10 protein-coding genes, 1 tRNA gene and 1 pseudogene are annotated in these 17,446 nt (G+C 57.8%); 8 read left to right on the top strand and 4 right to left on the bottom strand.

Features of this window, described 5'->3' with window-relative positions:
- Positions 1-124 precede the first annotated feature (124 nt).
- Complete coding sequence (locus SH410x_RS16250; RefSeq protein ID WP_473668890.1) at positions 125-784, top strand: DMP19 family protein; 660 nt, start codon at positions 125-127, stop codon at positions 782-784.
- A gap of 1,546 nt (positions 785-2,330) precedes the next feature.
- Here the strand turns inward: SH410x_RS16250 and SH410x_RS16245 are convergent.
- Positions 2,331-2,720: pseudogene (locus SH410x_RS16245) on the bottom strand (transposase); the annotation flags it as partial.
- 186 nt (positions 2,721-2,906) lie between these two features.
- On the opposite strand from SH410x_RS16245, the gene SH410x_RS16240 reads away from it, so the two are divergent.
- Positions 2,907-4,523, top strand: coding sequence for a transposase (locus tag SH410x_RS16240; protein WP_473668888.1), 1,617 nt, complete (start codon positions 2,907-2,909; stop codon positions 4,521-4,523).
- Positions 4,524-5,772: 1,249 nt separating this feature from the next.
- On the opposite strand, the gene SH410x_RS16235 is transcribed toward SH410x_RS16240, so the two are convergent.
- The 3 genes from SH410x_RS16235 to SH410x_RS16225 form a co-directional block, all read right to left on the bottom strand.
- Positions 5,773-5,845, bottom strand: a tRNA-Ala gene (locus SH410x_RS16235).
- A gap of 90 nt (positions 5,846-5,935) precedes the next feature.
- Positions 5,936-6,283: a P-II family nitrogen regulator gene (locus SH410x_RS16230; RefSeq protein WP_146409662.1), complete on the bottom strand. Its 348-nt coding sequence runs from the start codon at positions 6,281-6,283 to the stop codon at positions 5,936-5,938.
- Positions 6,284-6,469: 186 nt separating this feature from the next.
- A complete protein-coding gene (locus SH410x_RS16225; RefSeq protein WP_473668886.1) occupies positions 6,470-8,833 on the bottom strand; it encodes a hybrid sensor histidine kinase/response regulator in 2,364 nt (787 codons plus the stop codon).
- A 525-nt stretch (positions 8,834-9,358) separates the two neighbouring features.
- Here SH410x_RS16225 and SH410x_RS16220 point away from each other — a divergent pair.
- The 6 genes from SH410x_RS16220 to SH410x_RS16195 all read left to right on the top strand — a co-directional run bounded on the left by SH410x_RS16220 (position 9,359) and on the right by SH410x_RS16195 (position 17,353).
- Positions 9,359-10,342 (top strand): c-type cytochrome domain-containing protein, encoded by a 984-nt coding sequence (locus SH410x_RS16220; protein WP_473677326.1) that lies wholly within the window; start codon positions 9,359-9,361, stop codon positions 10,340-10,342.
- A gap of 61 nt (positions 10,343-10,403) precedes the next feature.
- On the top strand, positions 10,404-12,665 hold the full coding sequence (ppk1, locus tag SH410x_RS16215; RefSeq protein ID WP_473668884.1) for a polyphosphate kinase 1: 2,262 nt from the start codon (positions 10,404-10,406) through the stop codon (positions 12,663-12,665).
- A 60-nt stretch (positions 12,666-12,725) separates the two neighbouring features.
- Positions 12,726-13,079: a hypothetical protein gene (locus SH410x_RS16210; protein ID WP_473668882.1), complete on the top strand. Its 354-nt coding sequence runs from the start codon at positions 12,726-12,728 to the stop codon at positions 13,077-13,079.
- Positions 13,080-13,261: 182 nt separating this feature from the next.
- Positions 13,262-15,622, top strand: a complete 2,361-nt coding sequence (locus SH410x_RS16205) for a hypothetical protein (RefSeq protein ID WP_473668880.1) — start codon at positions 13,262-13,264, stop codon at positions 15,620-15,622.
- Positions 15,619-16,599: an ABC transporter ATP-binding protein gene (locus tag SH410x_RS16200; protein ID WP_473668878.1), complete on the top strand. Its 981-nt coding sequence runs from the start codon at positions 15,619-15,621 to the stop codon at positions 16,597-16,599. Before SH410x_RS16205 ends, SH410x_RS16200 begins: the two co-directional genes overlap by 4 nt.
- Before the next feature lie 4 nt (positions 16,600-16,603).
- Positions 16,604-17,353 (top strand): arginyltransferase, encoded by a 750-nt coding sequence (locus SH410x_RS16195; RefSeq protein ID WP_473668876.1) that lies wholly within the window; start codon positions 16,604-16,606, stop codon positions 17,351-17,353.
- Positions 17,354-17,446: the final 93 nt, after the last annotated feature.

The following is a 17,446-nucleotide window of genomic DNA, read 5'->3' as shown; positions in this document are numbered from 1 at the left end:
TCGTTCAAAGTTCAACGCACGATCTATCCGCACGTCAGGCGAGCAGCTCAACCGACAAAGTTGAGCTTTTTCTACGCCTGACATGCGGATAGATCGCAATTCGTTCTGCCATTGAGATCGTGACGTGACGCAACGGCAACTCGTCCTCTGCTTTTTTGGCATCGTTTTCCTAGCGGTGTGGTTGCTGCTGGGCCGGATCGCACGGGTACCATCAACCACAAACTCAGACTTTGATCGCATGTCATTCGGCGACTACAAGCCTCCATTTCATGATCGATGGCGACGTGAACACGACGTGTATCCATTCGACTGCTGGACTGACGATGGATACGACCCATCACTTTCCGACCTTCCACGAGACATCCAACTTCTATCCGGAATGGACTACGGAAAATCCGACATCGACAACGGCGGGTTCCACCAATTCTTTCACAATGGTACGGGAGTGTTCGCTCCTGAAATGGTTGAATGGTGCGATCGGGCTGGACTTGAGGATGTAGCCAACGTGATTCGAGAGGCAATGACTACTCTCACCGATGGCACTTACCCGCGGTCCAGGGAACAACGCATTCGCGCATTGGAACGGTTTCCGGTCCCCAATTACGTCGATATACACGATCCATTTGACGAACTAAACGAAAAGTTCTACTCCCTGCTGTCAAACAACGGGGCGAGGTATGATGATACGGCTGATAGGTGGTTGCGTGACACATGTGGTGTCACTGAACTCGATGACCTACCGAAGGCAGAACCAAGCGATGGACACGGAGCCGCCGAGCCGTGATTGCTGAAGTGGATGATCGTCCGCGGCGGCCCGGTCATCGCAACCGTTCCCCGACTGAAATGATGCTAGCGCGGACTCTCACATCTGAATGGTTCGGCGGTGCATTGACGATCTTCATGATCGCGTGCGTTGGCTACTCGCTGCATAGCGAACGTCCACCCACACGCGGTGAGAACATCCTCGCATATGGATCGCTCGCGATCCTCATTGCATGGCTAGCGATGACGGGAATCGTAGCTGTTCTCCGCCGAACCCGAGCGCCATAATACTGTCGTCTGTTACATTTGAGCATCTTGGATTTGCCAACGACTGTGACGAATTGAGACTGACAACTTGCTGTCGCAATAGCTGCGTGGACGACGCGCGAAACGGATTGCTTTTTGTGGTCGTCTTTGCGGTCGTACGTTTTGCTCGATATGATCGGGTTGATGTCGATCTTGGTGGTCGGCGTTACTCCGCTGCGGAGCGGGGAACCACGCGATGCACGTGCGGACTGGCAAGGTCTGATTGACAAGCGGGTGTGAATCCCGTCTGGGTAAGTGCTAGCCACACGCCCGGTATCGAGTGTTGCAGCCAACGTATAAGGCGTGTTGACGAAGTCGTTGGTTGAAGCGTACACAGAAAGGTAGTGAGGGTGAATGGATCACAGGTAGCCCTGTGACCGTGAACGGGATTAGCTCCGAAATTTTGTAACTGTTGAATCTGCCCAAGGTTTGTGCATGCCTTAAGGTAACATTGCTCACAGCGTCACTGGCAAGCTGTGAGTAGAGATCCGGAGTCGGCGCCCCGCTCGCGCTACACACCATGTCAATCAGGCAACCAGTGAGGCCCTGAGGTTCTTGATCGATTCGCGACTTCCGATCTCGATCGATCGAGTATGTCCTAGAAGTGGAATAAGCAACGAAGACAAATGACTTTCAGGGAATCGGACGATCCAGTAGTACCGCAGCGGCCCGAATGCCAATCGGGACGCGACATGCCGAGTAATATCGGAGCAGGGAAGCGGATCGGGATGACACGCGGTCCAGACCGGGCACCGACCGTACTCAGTGACGGAGACTCGGTGCTAACCCGGCTGGATCGCATCTCTCAGAGAGCGAAGGCGAACCACGAAGGGGTTTTCGATAACCTCTTTTCGCTGCTCACTCATGAGCTGTTGTGGTATGCCTTTCGCCGACTCAAACGAGGTAAAGTGCCTGGTGTTGATAACGTCACGGTGGAGGAGTACCAAGCAGATCTCGAAGCAAACCTTCGCGGTCTACTCACACGACTCCATCGAGGATCGTACCGCCCGCAGCCGAGCTTGCGTGCTGGTCAGGGGCCAGCCCCCGAACCCCCGAGATTTTTCAGGCATGGCGCCAGATGTTCAAATGATTCTTCAATCTCTGGGCGCAGCATTGCAATGCACCCGTTGGGTGAAACAGATCGAGGCTCTGCAGAGATGCAACCTCGTGAGGGATCACCCCGTCGCCGATGCCTCAATGATGTATCGAGCACGTGAGGCGATCAGAGTTGCTGTTTTACGACGGTGCTGTGGTCGCCTCGTTTATTTCGATAGGCTTACGTCCGCCTTCCGCCATGATTCCCCATTGCGAACCATGTCATTCAGGATTGTGACCAGCTTTCGCATCGCTGCGGTTTGGGCCACCTTGGCTAGTTTTCCACGTGAGCGCAACCGCGAGTAGAATCGCTTAATCACCGGATTGTGTTGGGCTGCGGACATGGCTGCCATGTAAAGCACGCAGCGAACTTGCGAGCGGCCTCCTCGTGCACGGCGTTTCTTGTCTGACTTGCCACTTTGATTGATGATTGGCGCCACCCCGACGAGCTTTGCAATCTGTGCCCGGCTGAGAGTGCCCAGCTCAGGCAATTCTGCCAGAATGGTCGAAGCAGTGCTGCTACCGACACCTGGTACGCTCAGAAGAATATTGACCTTCGGATCCGTCTTAGGAACGCGGGATCAATAACTGGCGCAGTGGATCTTGTTAAAGATCCATCCAGAACAGGATCTTTAACAGACGCGCCCGACAAAAGTCTCATGCTACCGGCTTCTTTCGTGGGCGAGATGCGTTACCTTTTGCTGTATGGATTTAGCTTTTTTCTTCGAGTGGTCGGTTAGTCAGTGAAAACCATCGAACTACCTACGCAGCAAAGACTTTTCGACCCGTTCGAGGGCGTCATCGGCCCCATGGGGCGAAAGATGATTGACAACGGATGGCAGGGCCTCCTTCGCGACGTGCTCTTGGAGCAGATGCCCATCGGCCTCGTCGGTGAGCATCTCAGTGACGATCAAGGACGACCAACCTTTGAGTTGCACGCGATCATCGCGCTCCTTTGGATCCGTGACTTTCAAGGTTGGACTGTCCCCCAGGCCCACGAAGCACTGCTGTTCCGAACCGACATCCAGTACGCACTGAACCTGGAGCCAAGCACCGAAGTCACTCAGCGAACCATTGAACGCTACATCGCTCGAATGCAAAGCAACGAGAAGATCAGTGAGGAGATCTTCGCAGGCGTTACCGACACCCTGCTGCAAAGCATGGAAGTCAAAGTCAAAAAACAGCGTCTCGATTCCACCCATGTGCTCAGCGACATGGCCACCCTGGGACGCGCCCAAATGATCGGCGTGGCCCTGCGGCGGTTCTTCAAGAAAGTCGAAAAGCACGACGCTCAGTCTGGTTCGGCTAGGCTGATCGACCGATTTGACGACGAGCTTTTGGCCCGCTACCGCAAGCAATCCGACAGCCGAATCTTTGGCGACGCACGCACTACCGAACAGCGGAAAATTGCGTTGCAGCAAGCCGCCGAAGACCTCTGCTTAATCCTCAATGAATTAACCGAAACCAAGCCGATCTGCGACTGGGACTCCTTCAAACAACTGCAAACGATCTTTAACCAGCAGTGCGAACTTCGGGAAGAATTCGTCGAAGTTCGCAAGAAAACCGGCGGCCATGTGATCGTCAATCCGTCGGATCCCGACGCGACCTACAGCGGTCACAAAGGAGCCGGATACCAGGTTCAAATCGCCGAGACGTTCAACGAAGACGGCGAGCCGAACTTGATTACTTCGGCCAAAGTCGAAACCGCTGCGGACAACGACGCCGATGCGGTCTCGCCGGTGTTGGAGGACTTGAAAAAGCGGGACGCCATGCCAGACGAACTGCTGGCTGATACCGCTTACGGTGGCGACGCCAACGTCGAGTCGGCTAAGCAAGAAGGCGTCGAATTGGTCGCTCCGGTGCCAGGCTCGAAGAAGTACGATGCTGATGAAATCGGCTACGACCAATTCAAGCTCAACTGCGCCGGTGAACTGGAGTCTTGCCCGGCTGGTCACGCTCCCGAGTCGACCAACTACAACGCCAAAGGCGACTACACTTTCGCACAGATGGATCCCGAGAAGTGCCAGCACTGTCCGCTGCTTGCACGCTGCCGCGTCCAACGCAATCGGGATAACGCGCAGCCGACCGGCCGCATTCAATTTACCGGCAGTGCGGTTCGAGCCGACGCGCGTCGTCGCCACGAGCAGAGCGACGAGTTCCGCGATAGGTACCGTTGGCGGTCGGGTATCGAAGGGACCAACGGTTGCCTCAAGCGAATGATGGGCTTGGGTCGGCTCCGCGTTCGCGGCCACAATGCGGTGAAGCTTTCGATCCTACTGAAGCTGGCCGGTTGGAATCTGCTTCGAGCGGTGGCAATGCGCCGCCAGCGAAAGAATTCGCTCCAATTGGCCATTAACTAGGAAAAACAGGGGCAATAGGCGACTAGGACGACGGTTCATGTAGAGCCTGCGACTCCTCGACAGTCAAACCAGGGCCTCCAGAGACCCCCGGCTAAAAACTTTTGCACCACCAAAAAAAGTCGCCCGCAGCAAAGCTACCTAATGTCGGTTGCGTCTTAACAAGATCCACTACAGAACAGGATCTTTAACAAGATCCACTACAGAACAGGATCTTTAACAAGATCCACTACAGTAAACCCGTCACTTATTGTTCATGGCATCCTTAGCTCGCTCGGTGAGCAACGCCTCCAGCCGCTCATCAATCGATTTTAGCTGCGTTTGCAGGTATGAAATCATGATTTCGATCAATTCGCAAGCATAGCAATCATGTGTTTGCGCAAGACGGTTTCTCTCCGCGTTGAGCAAGCCTATGACTTGGCAACGCCGACGCACAGGCGATTGGTGGCGTTTCTCTTCGGGTCACCTTTGCTGTGTCAAATGGATCTCGACATCCTCGCCAAAACGTCGAATCATTCGGGCATCGATGACGTCGCTCTTCTCCAAATAGCCATGGCCCTTTTGCAAAGTCACGAACTTGGCGTGGATTAGCGATACAAAAGCGTGGGAGCTGAATCGCGGAGAAGCGGGCGGCAGGGAGTGACTTCATCCGACAAGAACCGAATTGCATTGCGAAGATCCGCATCAACAAGCCCAGATCCATGGGAGTCAGCCCCTGAGTCCAAGCACGGAATCCGCCGCTAGTATCCTCAGGACGTACCTGGTGATTTCCGCCGGGCACGGGCAGGTCAAGAAGGTGCGTGCAGAACTGCACGCGTGCTCACCAAAACGGCGGAGTCGGGTTCCTGAAACCTAACGATATAGCCTGCGAGCGGATCGTGAGTTGCGAGCGGGTCAGGAACCCCGTCAAAGATCGGCTGGGCGAAGGCGGCTACGACGGTGGTCCTGGCGTAGCAAAAGGAGCAGGGCTTTGCCCCGTTGGGACCGATGTGGGCTCGGAGCTGTCCGTCAATTAACCGGGCGCTAAGCTTGAAAGGACGGCGGTCTCAAGCCATAGCGAGAGCGTAGTTGAAGCGGTGAAGCTCAGGCCGTGGCGAGACGCCTCAGCAGCTTGGGCTGAAAGGCAGTTTCAGGGTCGCCCAGCTACCCTCCGTCCTCCCCAAGGTATCACGAAAGGTATCAACAGTGAGTTGGCCAAAAAGGTATCACCGACACTAAGACGCAAGTCCTTATCGGGAAAGGACTTAAAAAGTGGAGCTGAAGAGATTTGAACTCTCGACCTCTGCATTGCGAACGCAGCGCTCTCCCAGCTGAGCTACAACCCCAAGTGTCTGAGCCTGGATTTTAGCTAACGCGAGGCGGGCGGTCCAGCGGGTGGGGGCGTTTTCGAATGAGGCGCGGCCGGTGAGGGCACTTTAGATCGCGTCGCTGCCACGTTCGCCGGTGCGGATGCGGATGCAGTCGTCGATGGGCAGCACGAAAATTTTGCCGTCGCCGAGTTCGCCTTGTTCGCTACTGCGTCCACCGGCGAGTATGGCGTCGATCGTCGGTTGCACGAATTCTTCGTTGACGCCGATTTGCAACTGGACTTTTCGCAGCAGATTGACGCCGTAATCCCGGCCTCGCATGCCACCGGTTTGTCCTCGTTGGCGGCCAAACCCCTGGCAGTCTACGACGGTCAAGCGATGGACTTCGACGCGAGTCAAGGCCTCTTTAACGGCATCGAGCCGGGAGGGTTGAATAATGGCAATGATGAGTTTCATCGTTCGGCAGAAAACCTGTTGCGTTCGTCCCGACTCGGGAAAGGAATTGCACAACATAGCTGATAACGGCAGTGACGCGTAGACGCCCTCCGGTCTAGGGGGGGGGCTGAGTTGTCACGTCGCGGTGGCGCTGCTCGGTGTTGGGGGGTGATGAAGCTGGGGGGGGGGCAACACTGGGACGGAGAGCTATTTGGGCAGGGGTGATGGCAGGGGTGATGGCAGGGGTGATGGCAGGGGCGATGGCAGGGGCGATGGCACTTCGCGTGCCCGGTCGCGTCGGAGTTGCTGCAGTTCGTCTCGAGAAACGTCCTGTGTGTAGCGTGCGACCATGCGAACCAATTGTGCGTGGTTGATCGGTTTGGAGAGGTAGTCATCGCAACCACCGGCAAGGCATTTTTCCCGATCGCCTTTCATCGCGTCGGCCGTCAGCGCAATGATCGGATCGAGCACGCCAGCGGACCGCAGCATCGCGGTGGCTTGCAGTCCATCGACGTTGGGCATCTGCATGTCCATGACGATCAAGTTAAACGGCCGCCCAGCATCGCGGGCTGTCATGGCGGTCTCAACGCCCTGCCGTCCGTCTTCGGCGGTGCAGACGACGGCGCCTGCCTTTTCGAGAAAATGCTGACTGATATGTCGAACGTCGCGGCGGTCGTCAACGACCAAGACGCGGCACGTCAAGACGGGATCAGGGGCGGGGGCATCGTCGTGTTCGGGCGCCAGGGACACCAAATCCGGTTGGATGAGGTTCACGTCATCCGTTGCGGAAACCGGAAGTTTCACGGTGAACGTTGCCCCCTCTCCCAATTGACTGTGCATGGAGAGTTCCCCGCCGAGCATGTGCACGAGTCGTTGGCTGATCGCCAACCCCAGACCGCTGCCACCGTAGGACCGAGTGACGGACGAGTCGCCTTGAGAGAAAGGTTGGAATAGGCGTCGTTGCTGATCGGAGCTGATGCCGATCCCTGTGTCCTCGACGGAGAACATTAACAGCCGTTGGGCGGGATCGTACGCGACGGCGAGGGTAACGCCGCCCTGCTCGGTGAACTTGATTGCGTTACCAATCAGGTTTATCAGCACCTGCCGCAGTCGCGTCGCGTCGGTGCGAATGGTTTCAGGGACGCTGCTGTCGAATTGCGCGTGAAAGGGGAGTTTTTTTTGAGCGGCGCGGACGTGCATTAATGATTGCACGTCAGCAACGAGCTGCGGCAACGAGACCACATCGACATCGATGTCTAGTCTGCCGGCCTCGATTCGCGAGAGGTCCAGGATATCGTTGATCAATTCCAGCAAGTGTTGTCCATTGCGTTTCATGACGAGTACGCAATTTCGGTTATCGGGGTCTTGGAGGTGGCCCAGCAAGACGTCGGCGTAGCCGAGGATCGCCGCCATCGGTGTGCGGATTTCATGGCTCATGTTGGCCAAGAACTCGCTTTTGGCTTGGCTGGCCGCCAGGGCAGAACGCTCGCTCTGACGCAGTCGTTCTTCCTGCTCTTTGCGCTGCGTGATATCCGTGATCGTCCCATCAAAGCTCGACACAACGCGTTCGCGGCCGTGCCCCGTGAAATGGGCCGCGCCTTTGGCCAGTACCCAACGCACGGCCCCGTCAGGGTGCACCACCCGATATTCGGAGGCATACGGCTGCGGATTAACGGTGCGAATCGCCGCGTCAATCGCTGCTTCGACGCGGCTTCGATCGTCGGGATGGAGTGCATCGATGGCACGTTGGTAGGTCACACCGCCTGGTTGAAAACCAAAGATCTTTTCGAACTGGGCATCCCCAATGAGTTCATTGGTCGCCGGGGCGATATTCCATGATCCCATTTCCGCCGCGTCGAGGGCCATCTGCAATCGTTCCCGGGTCTTGGCGAGCACGGTCGCGGCCTGCTCGGCTTTGCGTCGATTTCGCTGGAGGAGATACAGCACGCCGCCGACGAGGATCAGTCCGATCAGAGTTGATAGCACCGAGGTCGTTCGGCCGCTCTGGTAGGAGTGAGATGCGAGTTGCTCTCGCTCGGACAACAGATCCGCTACCCTTTGCCTCATCCGATCCGCATTTTCGGCGATACGGATCATCGTGCGTTTCCCAACGTCAGTGGCAACGGTCAGGCGGGCTTCCTCGGGCCCGTCGTGATCTTGCACGGCGAGGAGGAATCGAAGTTCGGCGATACGATCCTCCACCAATTTGCGGAGTTCGGCTCCGGCACGTTGTTGGCTCGGGCTATCGCGTGTTAGCTGAGCATAGAGATCAAGTGACGTTTCCGCGTTGATGATCGCTGAGTGGAAGGACGCCAGGTAGGCTTCGTTGGCGGTGATCAAGTATCCTCGTTGTGCACTTTCAGCATCCATGACGGAGGATTCGATTTCCCGCAGTGCCGAGAGTTCTTGATTGGTGTGCCGGACCAGCAGGCGGTTTTCCTGTAGTTCATGGATATTCCCCAGCGCGACGACGCCGCTGATGACCAGCACGATGATGACGCAGGCGATGGCGAGCGGCTCAACGACGTTCACACGCAGTCTAGGTTGATAGTCGGGTTCGCAAACGTTCACGGATGCTCAGTGGAAGCTGCTCAGTGGAAACTAGGAGATTCACCACCGCCGCGTTGTTGCGGGTCCTGTGCGGTCCTGCGGTGGCGTGGCCGCTCGCCAGCACACATCTGGAAATCCTCCCACATCTTAGCAGGCGTCCCGAGACGGCAGGAGTTCCAATTGAAGGCCATCGCCTGCTCATGGTCAATGGGCCAGTGGGGCACCCGACCCACCGCAGCGATCGCTCACCGCGGGCACTGGGCGTGCGGCTGCGGCGGTGTCGGTTGCTGGTGGTTGGTAGAGCGGTGGAAATCACACTACAATGTAGCTCGATTGCTGCCTTTCCTGGCCTACTCTCCCACCGACCTCTCCCGCCTCCCACCTTGGTTGCCTCTACGGCACGGATTTACCATGCATATCCCACCTCGCTATCACCTCTCGAAAACCATGGTCGCTGCCGTTGCGTTCAGCATTGGGGCGTTGACGCTCTGGTGCCCCACCGCGGTAGCGAGCGAAGACGAAATCGTGGGGAAGTCCACGACTGAAATGATGGAAGACGTTGCCGTTGAGCCGGTCATCCGGCAGCCCGTCGACGAGGAGGGACGCGTCGTGAATTTCGAGCGTGACATGATCCCGATCCTGCGGAAACATTGCATGCAGTGTCACGGCCCCGATGAGGCCAAGAATGATTTTCGCGTCGATGATCCCGATTTGATGTTTGACTACGTTACCGCGGATGATGCTCTCTCGAGCAGTCTGTTCACGGACTATCTGACTACCCAAGACGATGACATGCTGATGCCGCCGCGAAGTCATGGGGGGCCACTCAGTCCTGGCGAGCTGGCGATCGTTCGGCTGTGGATCGACGAGGGTGCTGATTGGCCGGAAGATGCGATGCTCGATGGATCGGGAGTCCCGCTGCCCGCTGTCGACGAGATTTTGGCTCACAACCGAGGCTTGGCCTCGCGTGTGTGGTCCTTCCAGGGTTTCTTGCATCCCGCCACCGTTCATTTTCCGATTGCTTTATTGGTGATCGGAGCGTTGTTTGTCGTGTTGGGATGGAAGTGGCCTGCGGTGGGAACGCAGATCCCTTTGGCGTGCTTGTGGATCGGTGCTGCTTCGGCGCTCGTCGCGACGTTGATGGGATGGTCTTTCAGCGTCGAGAAGGGCTACGGTTCGTGGAATCGGTTGGACTTCGATGCGGAGATTTTTTGGCATCGTTGGACGGCTGTCATTGTCACCGTCGCATCGTGTTTTTTCGCCATTGTGGCCTATTTTTCAATTCGAAATCGCTCGCAACGCTTGACCACGACTTGGAAGGCGGGGTTATTATTGGTCGCGGTGCTGGTGGGTGCCGTCGGGCATCAAGGCGGCGAGTTGACCTACGGCAAGGAGTTTTACCCCAAAGCGATCAGCATTTTGCTTGGTCACCCACTCGAATCGGATCAGGCACCTGAGGAAGGCTCTGCGGAGGCATCGCCAGGAACCGAACCCGATCCTACGGCGCCGTCGGAGCCGCAAGAAAAATAGCTGCGGCAACTGTCCCGCCGATCCTCTGTCCCTTTACGTCCTTTTGAATTGAGATAGCTACGTGTCATCGTCCACTGCCGCAGCTGAGCCACGTTACCTCAACCGCGAGCTTGCCTGGCTCGAGTTCAATTCTCGGGTTCTTGATCAGGCGGATGATGGGCGCGTGGACTTGCTCGAGCGAGCAAAGTTTCTGGCGATCACGGCGTCGAATCTCGACGAGTTTGTGATGGTGCGAGTCGGCAGTTTGAAGCTGCAGGGTCAGGGCGCGAGTGGGCGTCGCGATCCAGCGGGATTGACCGCGAGCGAGCAATTGCAGGCGGTCGCGACGCGTTGTCATCGACACGTTAGCCGCCAATACAAAATCCTGCTCGAGGATCTGCAGCCCCGACTCGCCGAGCACCGAATCACTCGGGTCGACTTGGAACGTTGCAGCGAACGACTGCGAACGGTTGCCGAGCAGCACTTTCGCGGCGATGTCGTCGCCGTCTTGTCACCGCAGGCGTTGCACGATCGTCGGTTTCCGATGCTGCCGGGACTGGGCATCCACCTCTGCGTCCAGCTCCGAGGTGCCGCGGAGTTGGCGCCCCAGAACATGCCTCAGATTCTGCCCGCGAATGAGCCGAGTACTGCGCCACATACTGACCCGGAATCGAATCGGGACGAACCGCAGTTCGCGGTCATTCCGCTCGGCCGGACGTTACCCAGGATCGTGCCGTTGCCGATCGACAAGCACGCGACGGATTTATCGGCAGACGTCTTCAGCGATGGACCTTCTGAGGCCCACGAATCGAGTTTCAGCTACGTGCTGCTCGAGGATCTCGTGTCGCATTTTGTTGACGAGTTTTTTCCTGGCCGAGAAGTGGTGCAGTGCAAACCATTCCGGATTACACGCAATGCCGACGTGGAGTTACGTGAAGACGGGGCGGGCGATTTGCTGGGCGGGATGGAGGAGGTGCTCGAGAGCAGACGACTCTCTGATGTGGTGCGACTGGAAATGGACGCCACCGCGAGCGACGAGATCCGCAACTACCTGACGGAGAGTTTTTACGTGGATCCCGATTACGTTTTCCGGATCGACGGGCCCTTGGATTTGACCTACCTGTTTGGGCTGCACGGCGCCAAAGGCTTTGATTCACTGCGTGACGAGGCTTGGCCACCGCAGCGTAGCCCCGCGGTGAATCCTGCCGAGCCCATGTTCGCATCGATCGCCGCTGGGGACATCATGCTGATGCATCCCTACGAGACTTTCGATCCCGTTGTCCGATTGATCGAAGAAGCGGCAACGGATCCAGATGTCTTGGCGGTGAAGCAGATCTTGTACAGGACCAGTCGCGACAGCCCCATCGTCGCGGCCCTCAAGCGGGCGGCCGAGCGTGGCAAATACGTCACTGCGATCGTGGAACTGAAGGCTCGTTTTGATGAGGCGCGCAACATCGAATGGGCGCGTGAGATGGAGCAGTCCGGTGTGCAGGTGATCTACGGAATTCGGGGGTTGAAAACTCACGCGAAGGTCTGCATTATCGTCCGCCGCGAACCACACGGGTTGGTGCGATACATGCATTTCGGAACCGGCAATTACAACGAGGTCACCGCCAATCTCTATGGTGACATTTCGATCCTCACCAAAGACGAAACGCTCGGTTCCGACGCAACGATGTTTTTCAACGCGGTGACCGGTGCGAGCCATCCGCAGCCACTGCAACAGCTCGCGATCGCGCCACTCACCCTCCGCCGCACGATTCTCGGACTCATTCGCGGCGAGACCGAGCGATCACGGCAAGGCCAAAAGGCTCAGATCATGGTCAAGCTCAATGCGCTCGTGGACAAGGAAGTCATTGATACGCTCTACGAGGCCAGCCAAGCGGGAGTGAAAATTCAGCTTAACGTTCGTGGTGTGTGTTGCCTGCGACCGGGGATCGAGGGGCTCAGTGAATCGATCGAAGTGGTTTCGATCGTGGATCGGTTTTTGGAACATGCACGCGTGATCTACTTTCGCCATGGAGGTGATCCGCAGCTTTTCATCAGCAGCGCGGATTGGATGCCTCGAAATCTGGACCGTCGTATCGAACTGTTGGTGCCGGTTATCGATCCCGCAATTCGCAAACGCCTGCGAGAAACGTTACAGTTGTATTTCCGTGACAATCAGAATGCGTGGGCCATGCGTAGCGACGGTTCTTACGAGCGGGTGGTCGCGGGCAAAAAACAAAAGCGGATTCGAGCGCAGGAAAGTTTGTATCGAAAGACGGTTAAGGCACTGAAGGATATTCAGGAGCTGCAACAGAGCACACAAACGATGTTCGAGACCCATCGACCGCGCGAATAGCCGCATTTCGCGGTTTCGTTTCGGGCTCGGTCGTGATCCACCTACCCAGACAGCACCAGCATGCCAACGACCTCCTCCTCGCCGCCGCCGGCCCCGTCGTCGATGCAGCCGATTGTTCGCAGTCGCGTGCTGCCACGTATTTCGTTTCGCGCCATGATGCTGTGGACCGGGGTGGCAGCATTGATCGCGGCCATTGCTCGCGCCGCCGGCGATGGAGCCACGTTGGCCAAAGCCGTTGTGGTCGCCGCGGCAATGTTGGGCTTCTTCTTCCTGATCGCCGCAGGCGCTTTCTTGCTGGCGTGGCTGACGGCGCGGTTGGTGATTGGTGAGTTCGACAACGCCCGCGAAGGGAATCCGTTTGCCAAAGACCAGCTACCGCCGCAATTGCTCAAACCACGTGAACGGGAACAGTGATGACCCAGGCCTACGCGAATTCGGGCAAGACCGTTAGGAACGCGGGATCAATAACTGGCGTAGTGGATCTTGTTAAAGATCCATCCAGAACAGGATCTTTAACAAGATCCACTACAGTAAACCCGTCACTTATTGTTCATGGCATCCTTAGGTCCTTGCTTTCTCTGGGCTGTCTCCTGGTGGTGGCAACGTTCCTGGTGGCAGCCCTCGCGAGCGAGACGGTGCACGCCCAGACGCCATCGCAGAGTGTTCCCCCAGTGGTGCCGCGGTTTCTCGACGACGAGACCAGTCAAGAGGTGCGTCTGCCCACGGTTACGAATCGAACGGGTTGGACCGTCCGTATCCGAACTGCAACCCTCGCTACGGCCGACACGATGCGGGTGGAAATGGAATTCGCAACCACGGGCGGCCCGACGACCGCGGAACGGCAATTGGAAGTGCGACTAACACCGCTGGCATCGGGGCATTCGCCGCCTCAATCGAGCGTCGGTATTTCCCTGCCGCTGCCGATTCCGCAGGGCACAAGCCGAATGCGATGGAGCCGCCATGTCCCCAAGACTTCGTTTGGCAATCTCTATCAGGTTGAATTGCGAGAGGATGGCCGTGAGGTTCCCGATGGCAGGGTCGTCATGGGAGAACCCATTGCGGATCCTGGGTATGCGGCCTATGTCGACGAGGCGCAACAGAACGCGTGGCGAGTTTTATGGATCGAGTCAGATGTCGATCAAGCGGTCCGGCAGGAATCGCTGCAGCTCTGGTCACTGTTAAACAATGCCGCTCCATTTGTCGTTGCCAGCACGCCGCAGCAGTGGGCTGAAATCGGTGGGAGCCGCATTCCCGGACCACGCGCCCGCGGGGCAGAGCATCCCAATCGATTCCCCACGGTGAAGATGCAGGACATGCCGCTGGATTGGCGGGCGTTGCGTCCCTTTGACGCGATCATGATTCACCGCACGGATTGGGAGGCTGTCGAAACGTCCAGTTCCCCAGCGGCGGTCGCGTTTCGTGATTGGATGCACGCCGGCGGGGTGGTGATCGTCCGCGACGCGTCGCCGAAATCGGTCGCTGCGAGTGGAGTGCCAGCGGATATCGCTCCTGCGCAGGAGCCACTCGAGGTGGTCGCCAACGGGGGGACGGCCGCGAGGTTTGAGGCCTATGCCAGGATGGACGAGCAGATGTTTCTGAACCAAGCCCCGTACGCCGATCTCACCCCAGAACGAATCAAAGAGTGGCAGGCCTGGTTCCCGACGGGCGCCCAGATGATTCGGCAGTCTCTCAAGCAGTATCCGGTATCGCGGGCAACCGGACCGTCAGGCGTGCGTCGCCATGACGATCTGGCGGGGATGGTGATCTTCTTGGGACCGCGGATAGACGATGAACCCGTGCAGATCCTGCAGTGGGCGGCTGTCTATCATTTGATGAGTTGGCATCGTCCGCGGTTGACCCGGAACGGTGCCGAGCCGATTCTCGGCAGTCAGCGTTTTTTCCAGTGGGTGATTCCCGGTGTGGCGCAGCCACCGGTGTACACGTTCATGGGACTACTTGGTCTGTTCGTGATTTTGGTGGGGCCGGTCGCTTATCGAAAAACCGCGCGGGCGGGGCGCAGCTATCTGATGTTTGCCATTGCCCCGGTTCTGGCGTTGGCCACCACCGGTGCCATGTTGGGCTACGGCGTCGTTGCCGATGGTTTTGGCACCCGCGTGCGAACGCGACAGATCACGTGGGTTGACGGCGCCACCGGCGACGCGTTCACACGCACTCGCAGCACGTATTTTGCTGGCATTCGGCCCGCCGATGGGCTGACGTTTGCTGCTGACGCCGAGATCACTCTTTATCCGGATAACCAAAATCGCAGTTGGGAGTCCCGTCAAGATGAGCGTTTCGAAACCCGGGGGCTCGTGACCGCCACATCCGAAGCGGTTCGTTTCGACCGTGACTTTTTGCCCAGCCGTCAACAGCGACAGTTCGTTGTCCATCGGCCCAGCAACGGATGGGGCCGTATCCGCCTGCAACCGGTTCCCGGCGGATCGGCGACGACATCGACGAAGCAGTTTGAAGACGGTACGGATTACACCGGTCCGGAGTCGGTCATGGTATCGAGTGAGACAGCGAACGCGCTGGATGAGTTGCTGATCTGTGACGCTCAAAAACGGTATTTCTACATCGAGAAACTCGCCGCAGGCGCCACCGCCCAGGCAACTCGGATCAGTCGGGAGATGGCCTCGAAACGGATGGGCGAGATGTATAAACGACAATGGTTGATCAGCAGCGTTGTCGGCCAGGGGAACGCGGCGACCCGGCGAAATGTGCGCCGCCAGAACGATACCACCGATCTGCTCACGCAGCAGTTATCGACACTCGATAGTGTGAGCAAACCAAACGAAGGAGCGTTCGAATACGAACTGCAAGAGCGAATGCAGCTCCGGGCGGACTTGCCCGCCAACAGTTTCCTCGGCCTGACGGATCTGACCAGCGACGCTGTGGCGATCTCGACCGCAGAGGTCACCGACAGTATTCACTACGTATTTGGAACGTTGCCATGAATGTTCACACCAACGGCAATGACTGTATCGAGCTGCGGCGTCTCTATCGTTATTTTGGGAAGACGAAGGCGGTTCACGACATCTCCTTCAGTGTCGCCCGCGGCCATGTGTTTGGGTTTATCGGCCCCAACGGCGCGGGCAAGACGACGTCGATGCGAATTCTTTCGACGCTCGACCTGCCGAGCTACGGCGACGCATTTGTCGACGGGTTCTCCGTCGTCAACGATCCCGAGTTGGTGCGCAGACGACTCGGTTTCATGCCCGATTCGTTCGGTACCTATCGGGACGTCAATTGCGAAGAATACCTGGACTTTTTCGCCCGTGCGTATGGTTTGGTGGGCCGGCAGCGGACGCAGCGACTGAAGTGGGTGTTGGAGTTCACGGGCACAATCGGCATGAAGGATAAGCCGATTCGGGGGTTGTCCAAAGGCATGAAACAGCGGCTGTGTTTGGGCCGTGCGCTCGTACACGACCCCGCCGTGATGATCCTCGACGAACCCGCCGCGGGGCTCGATCCACGGGCTCGGATTCAACTGCGCAAGATGATTCGCGAGTTAGCGGATCGCGGCAAAACGATTTTGATCAGCAGTCATATCCTCACCGAACTGGCCGAGATGTGCGATGCCGTTGGAATTATCGAACAAGGCCAACTGCTGGCCACCGGCAGCGTTGATGAGATCCAACTCCAGCGGAACCAGACCCGCGAGCTGACCGTGCGGATTCTCGACCGGGCCACCGAAGCGGCCGCGCTGCTCAGTGGCGCCGAGCAGGGGGCCGGTTCCCCCGCATCCCATGTTCTCGGTGAGCCCATCGTTGACGGGGAACTCCTACGGTTCGGGTTTGCTGGTGATGTGCGAGATCAGTCGGAATTGGTGGCTTGGTTGGTCGAGCACCATTTTGCGGTCGCGGAAATCGCCTCCCATCGCAAAAGTCTCGAAGATGTCTTCCTACAGGTCACCGAGGGGCTGGTACAGTAATTCGATGCCACGTTCTGCTGACGATTTTCCTTCCCAAGTCTTGCCGATTCGCGATCGATTGTTGCCGATTCAGGACAGCCCGTCGGCCTGTCCCTACATCGATTCCGTGACGGCCCGGATGCCACTGTTCTACCCCGCCACACCGCTCGACGGAGCAGACGTCGATCGGCTGTTGGCGGGCGGTTTCCGCCGCAGTGGTTCGCTGTTGTATTACACCCGATGCGCACCCTGCCACGCGTGCGAGCCAACACGCGTGGACGTTTCGGAGTTTCATCTCAGCAGTTCGTACAAACGCGTGCTCCGCCGGGCAGAGAGGGAGCTCACCTTGACCTGGCAAACTCCCATCGTCGATGCCGCGCGAGTCCGCCTATATAACGCCCACCGCGCCGGACGGGATCTGGGAGACAGTCCGCCGATCGACGCGGCGGACTATCGCTCCTTCTTGACCGATTCGTGCTGGCCGACGCTCGAACTGGAGATTCGCAAGGGCGATCAGCTGATTGGGATTTCGATTATGGACGTGGGCCGCACGAGTGTCAGCGCGGTGTACACCCATTTCGATCCCGCCGCATCGCGATACAGCCCCGGCACGCTCGCTGTGCTCAAACAGATTCAATGGGCCACTGAGCAACAGCGAAAATGGATCTACTTGGGATTGTACGTCCGCAGTAATCCGCACCTGAACTACAAATCTCGCTTTATGCCTCAGCAGCGCCTCATTGATGGTCAGTGGCAAGAGATCGCGCGTCGATGATCAATCTGAACGGCAGGGTGCCATGACGGCGAGGGCGGTCGCCTGCCGCATGCTGCCATCGCTTCGTTTTCAACTCAATATCTGCGCGGTCGG

The organism is Rhodopirellula sp. SH410, assembly GCF_055811895.1.
This window is presented reverse-complemented; position numbering and strand designations above follow the sequence as displayed.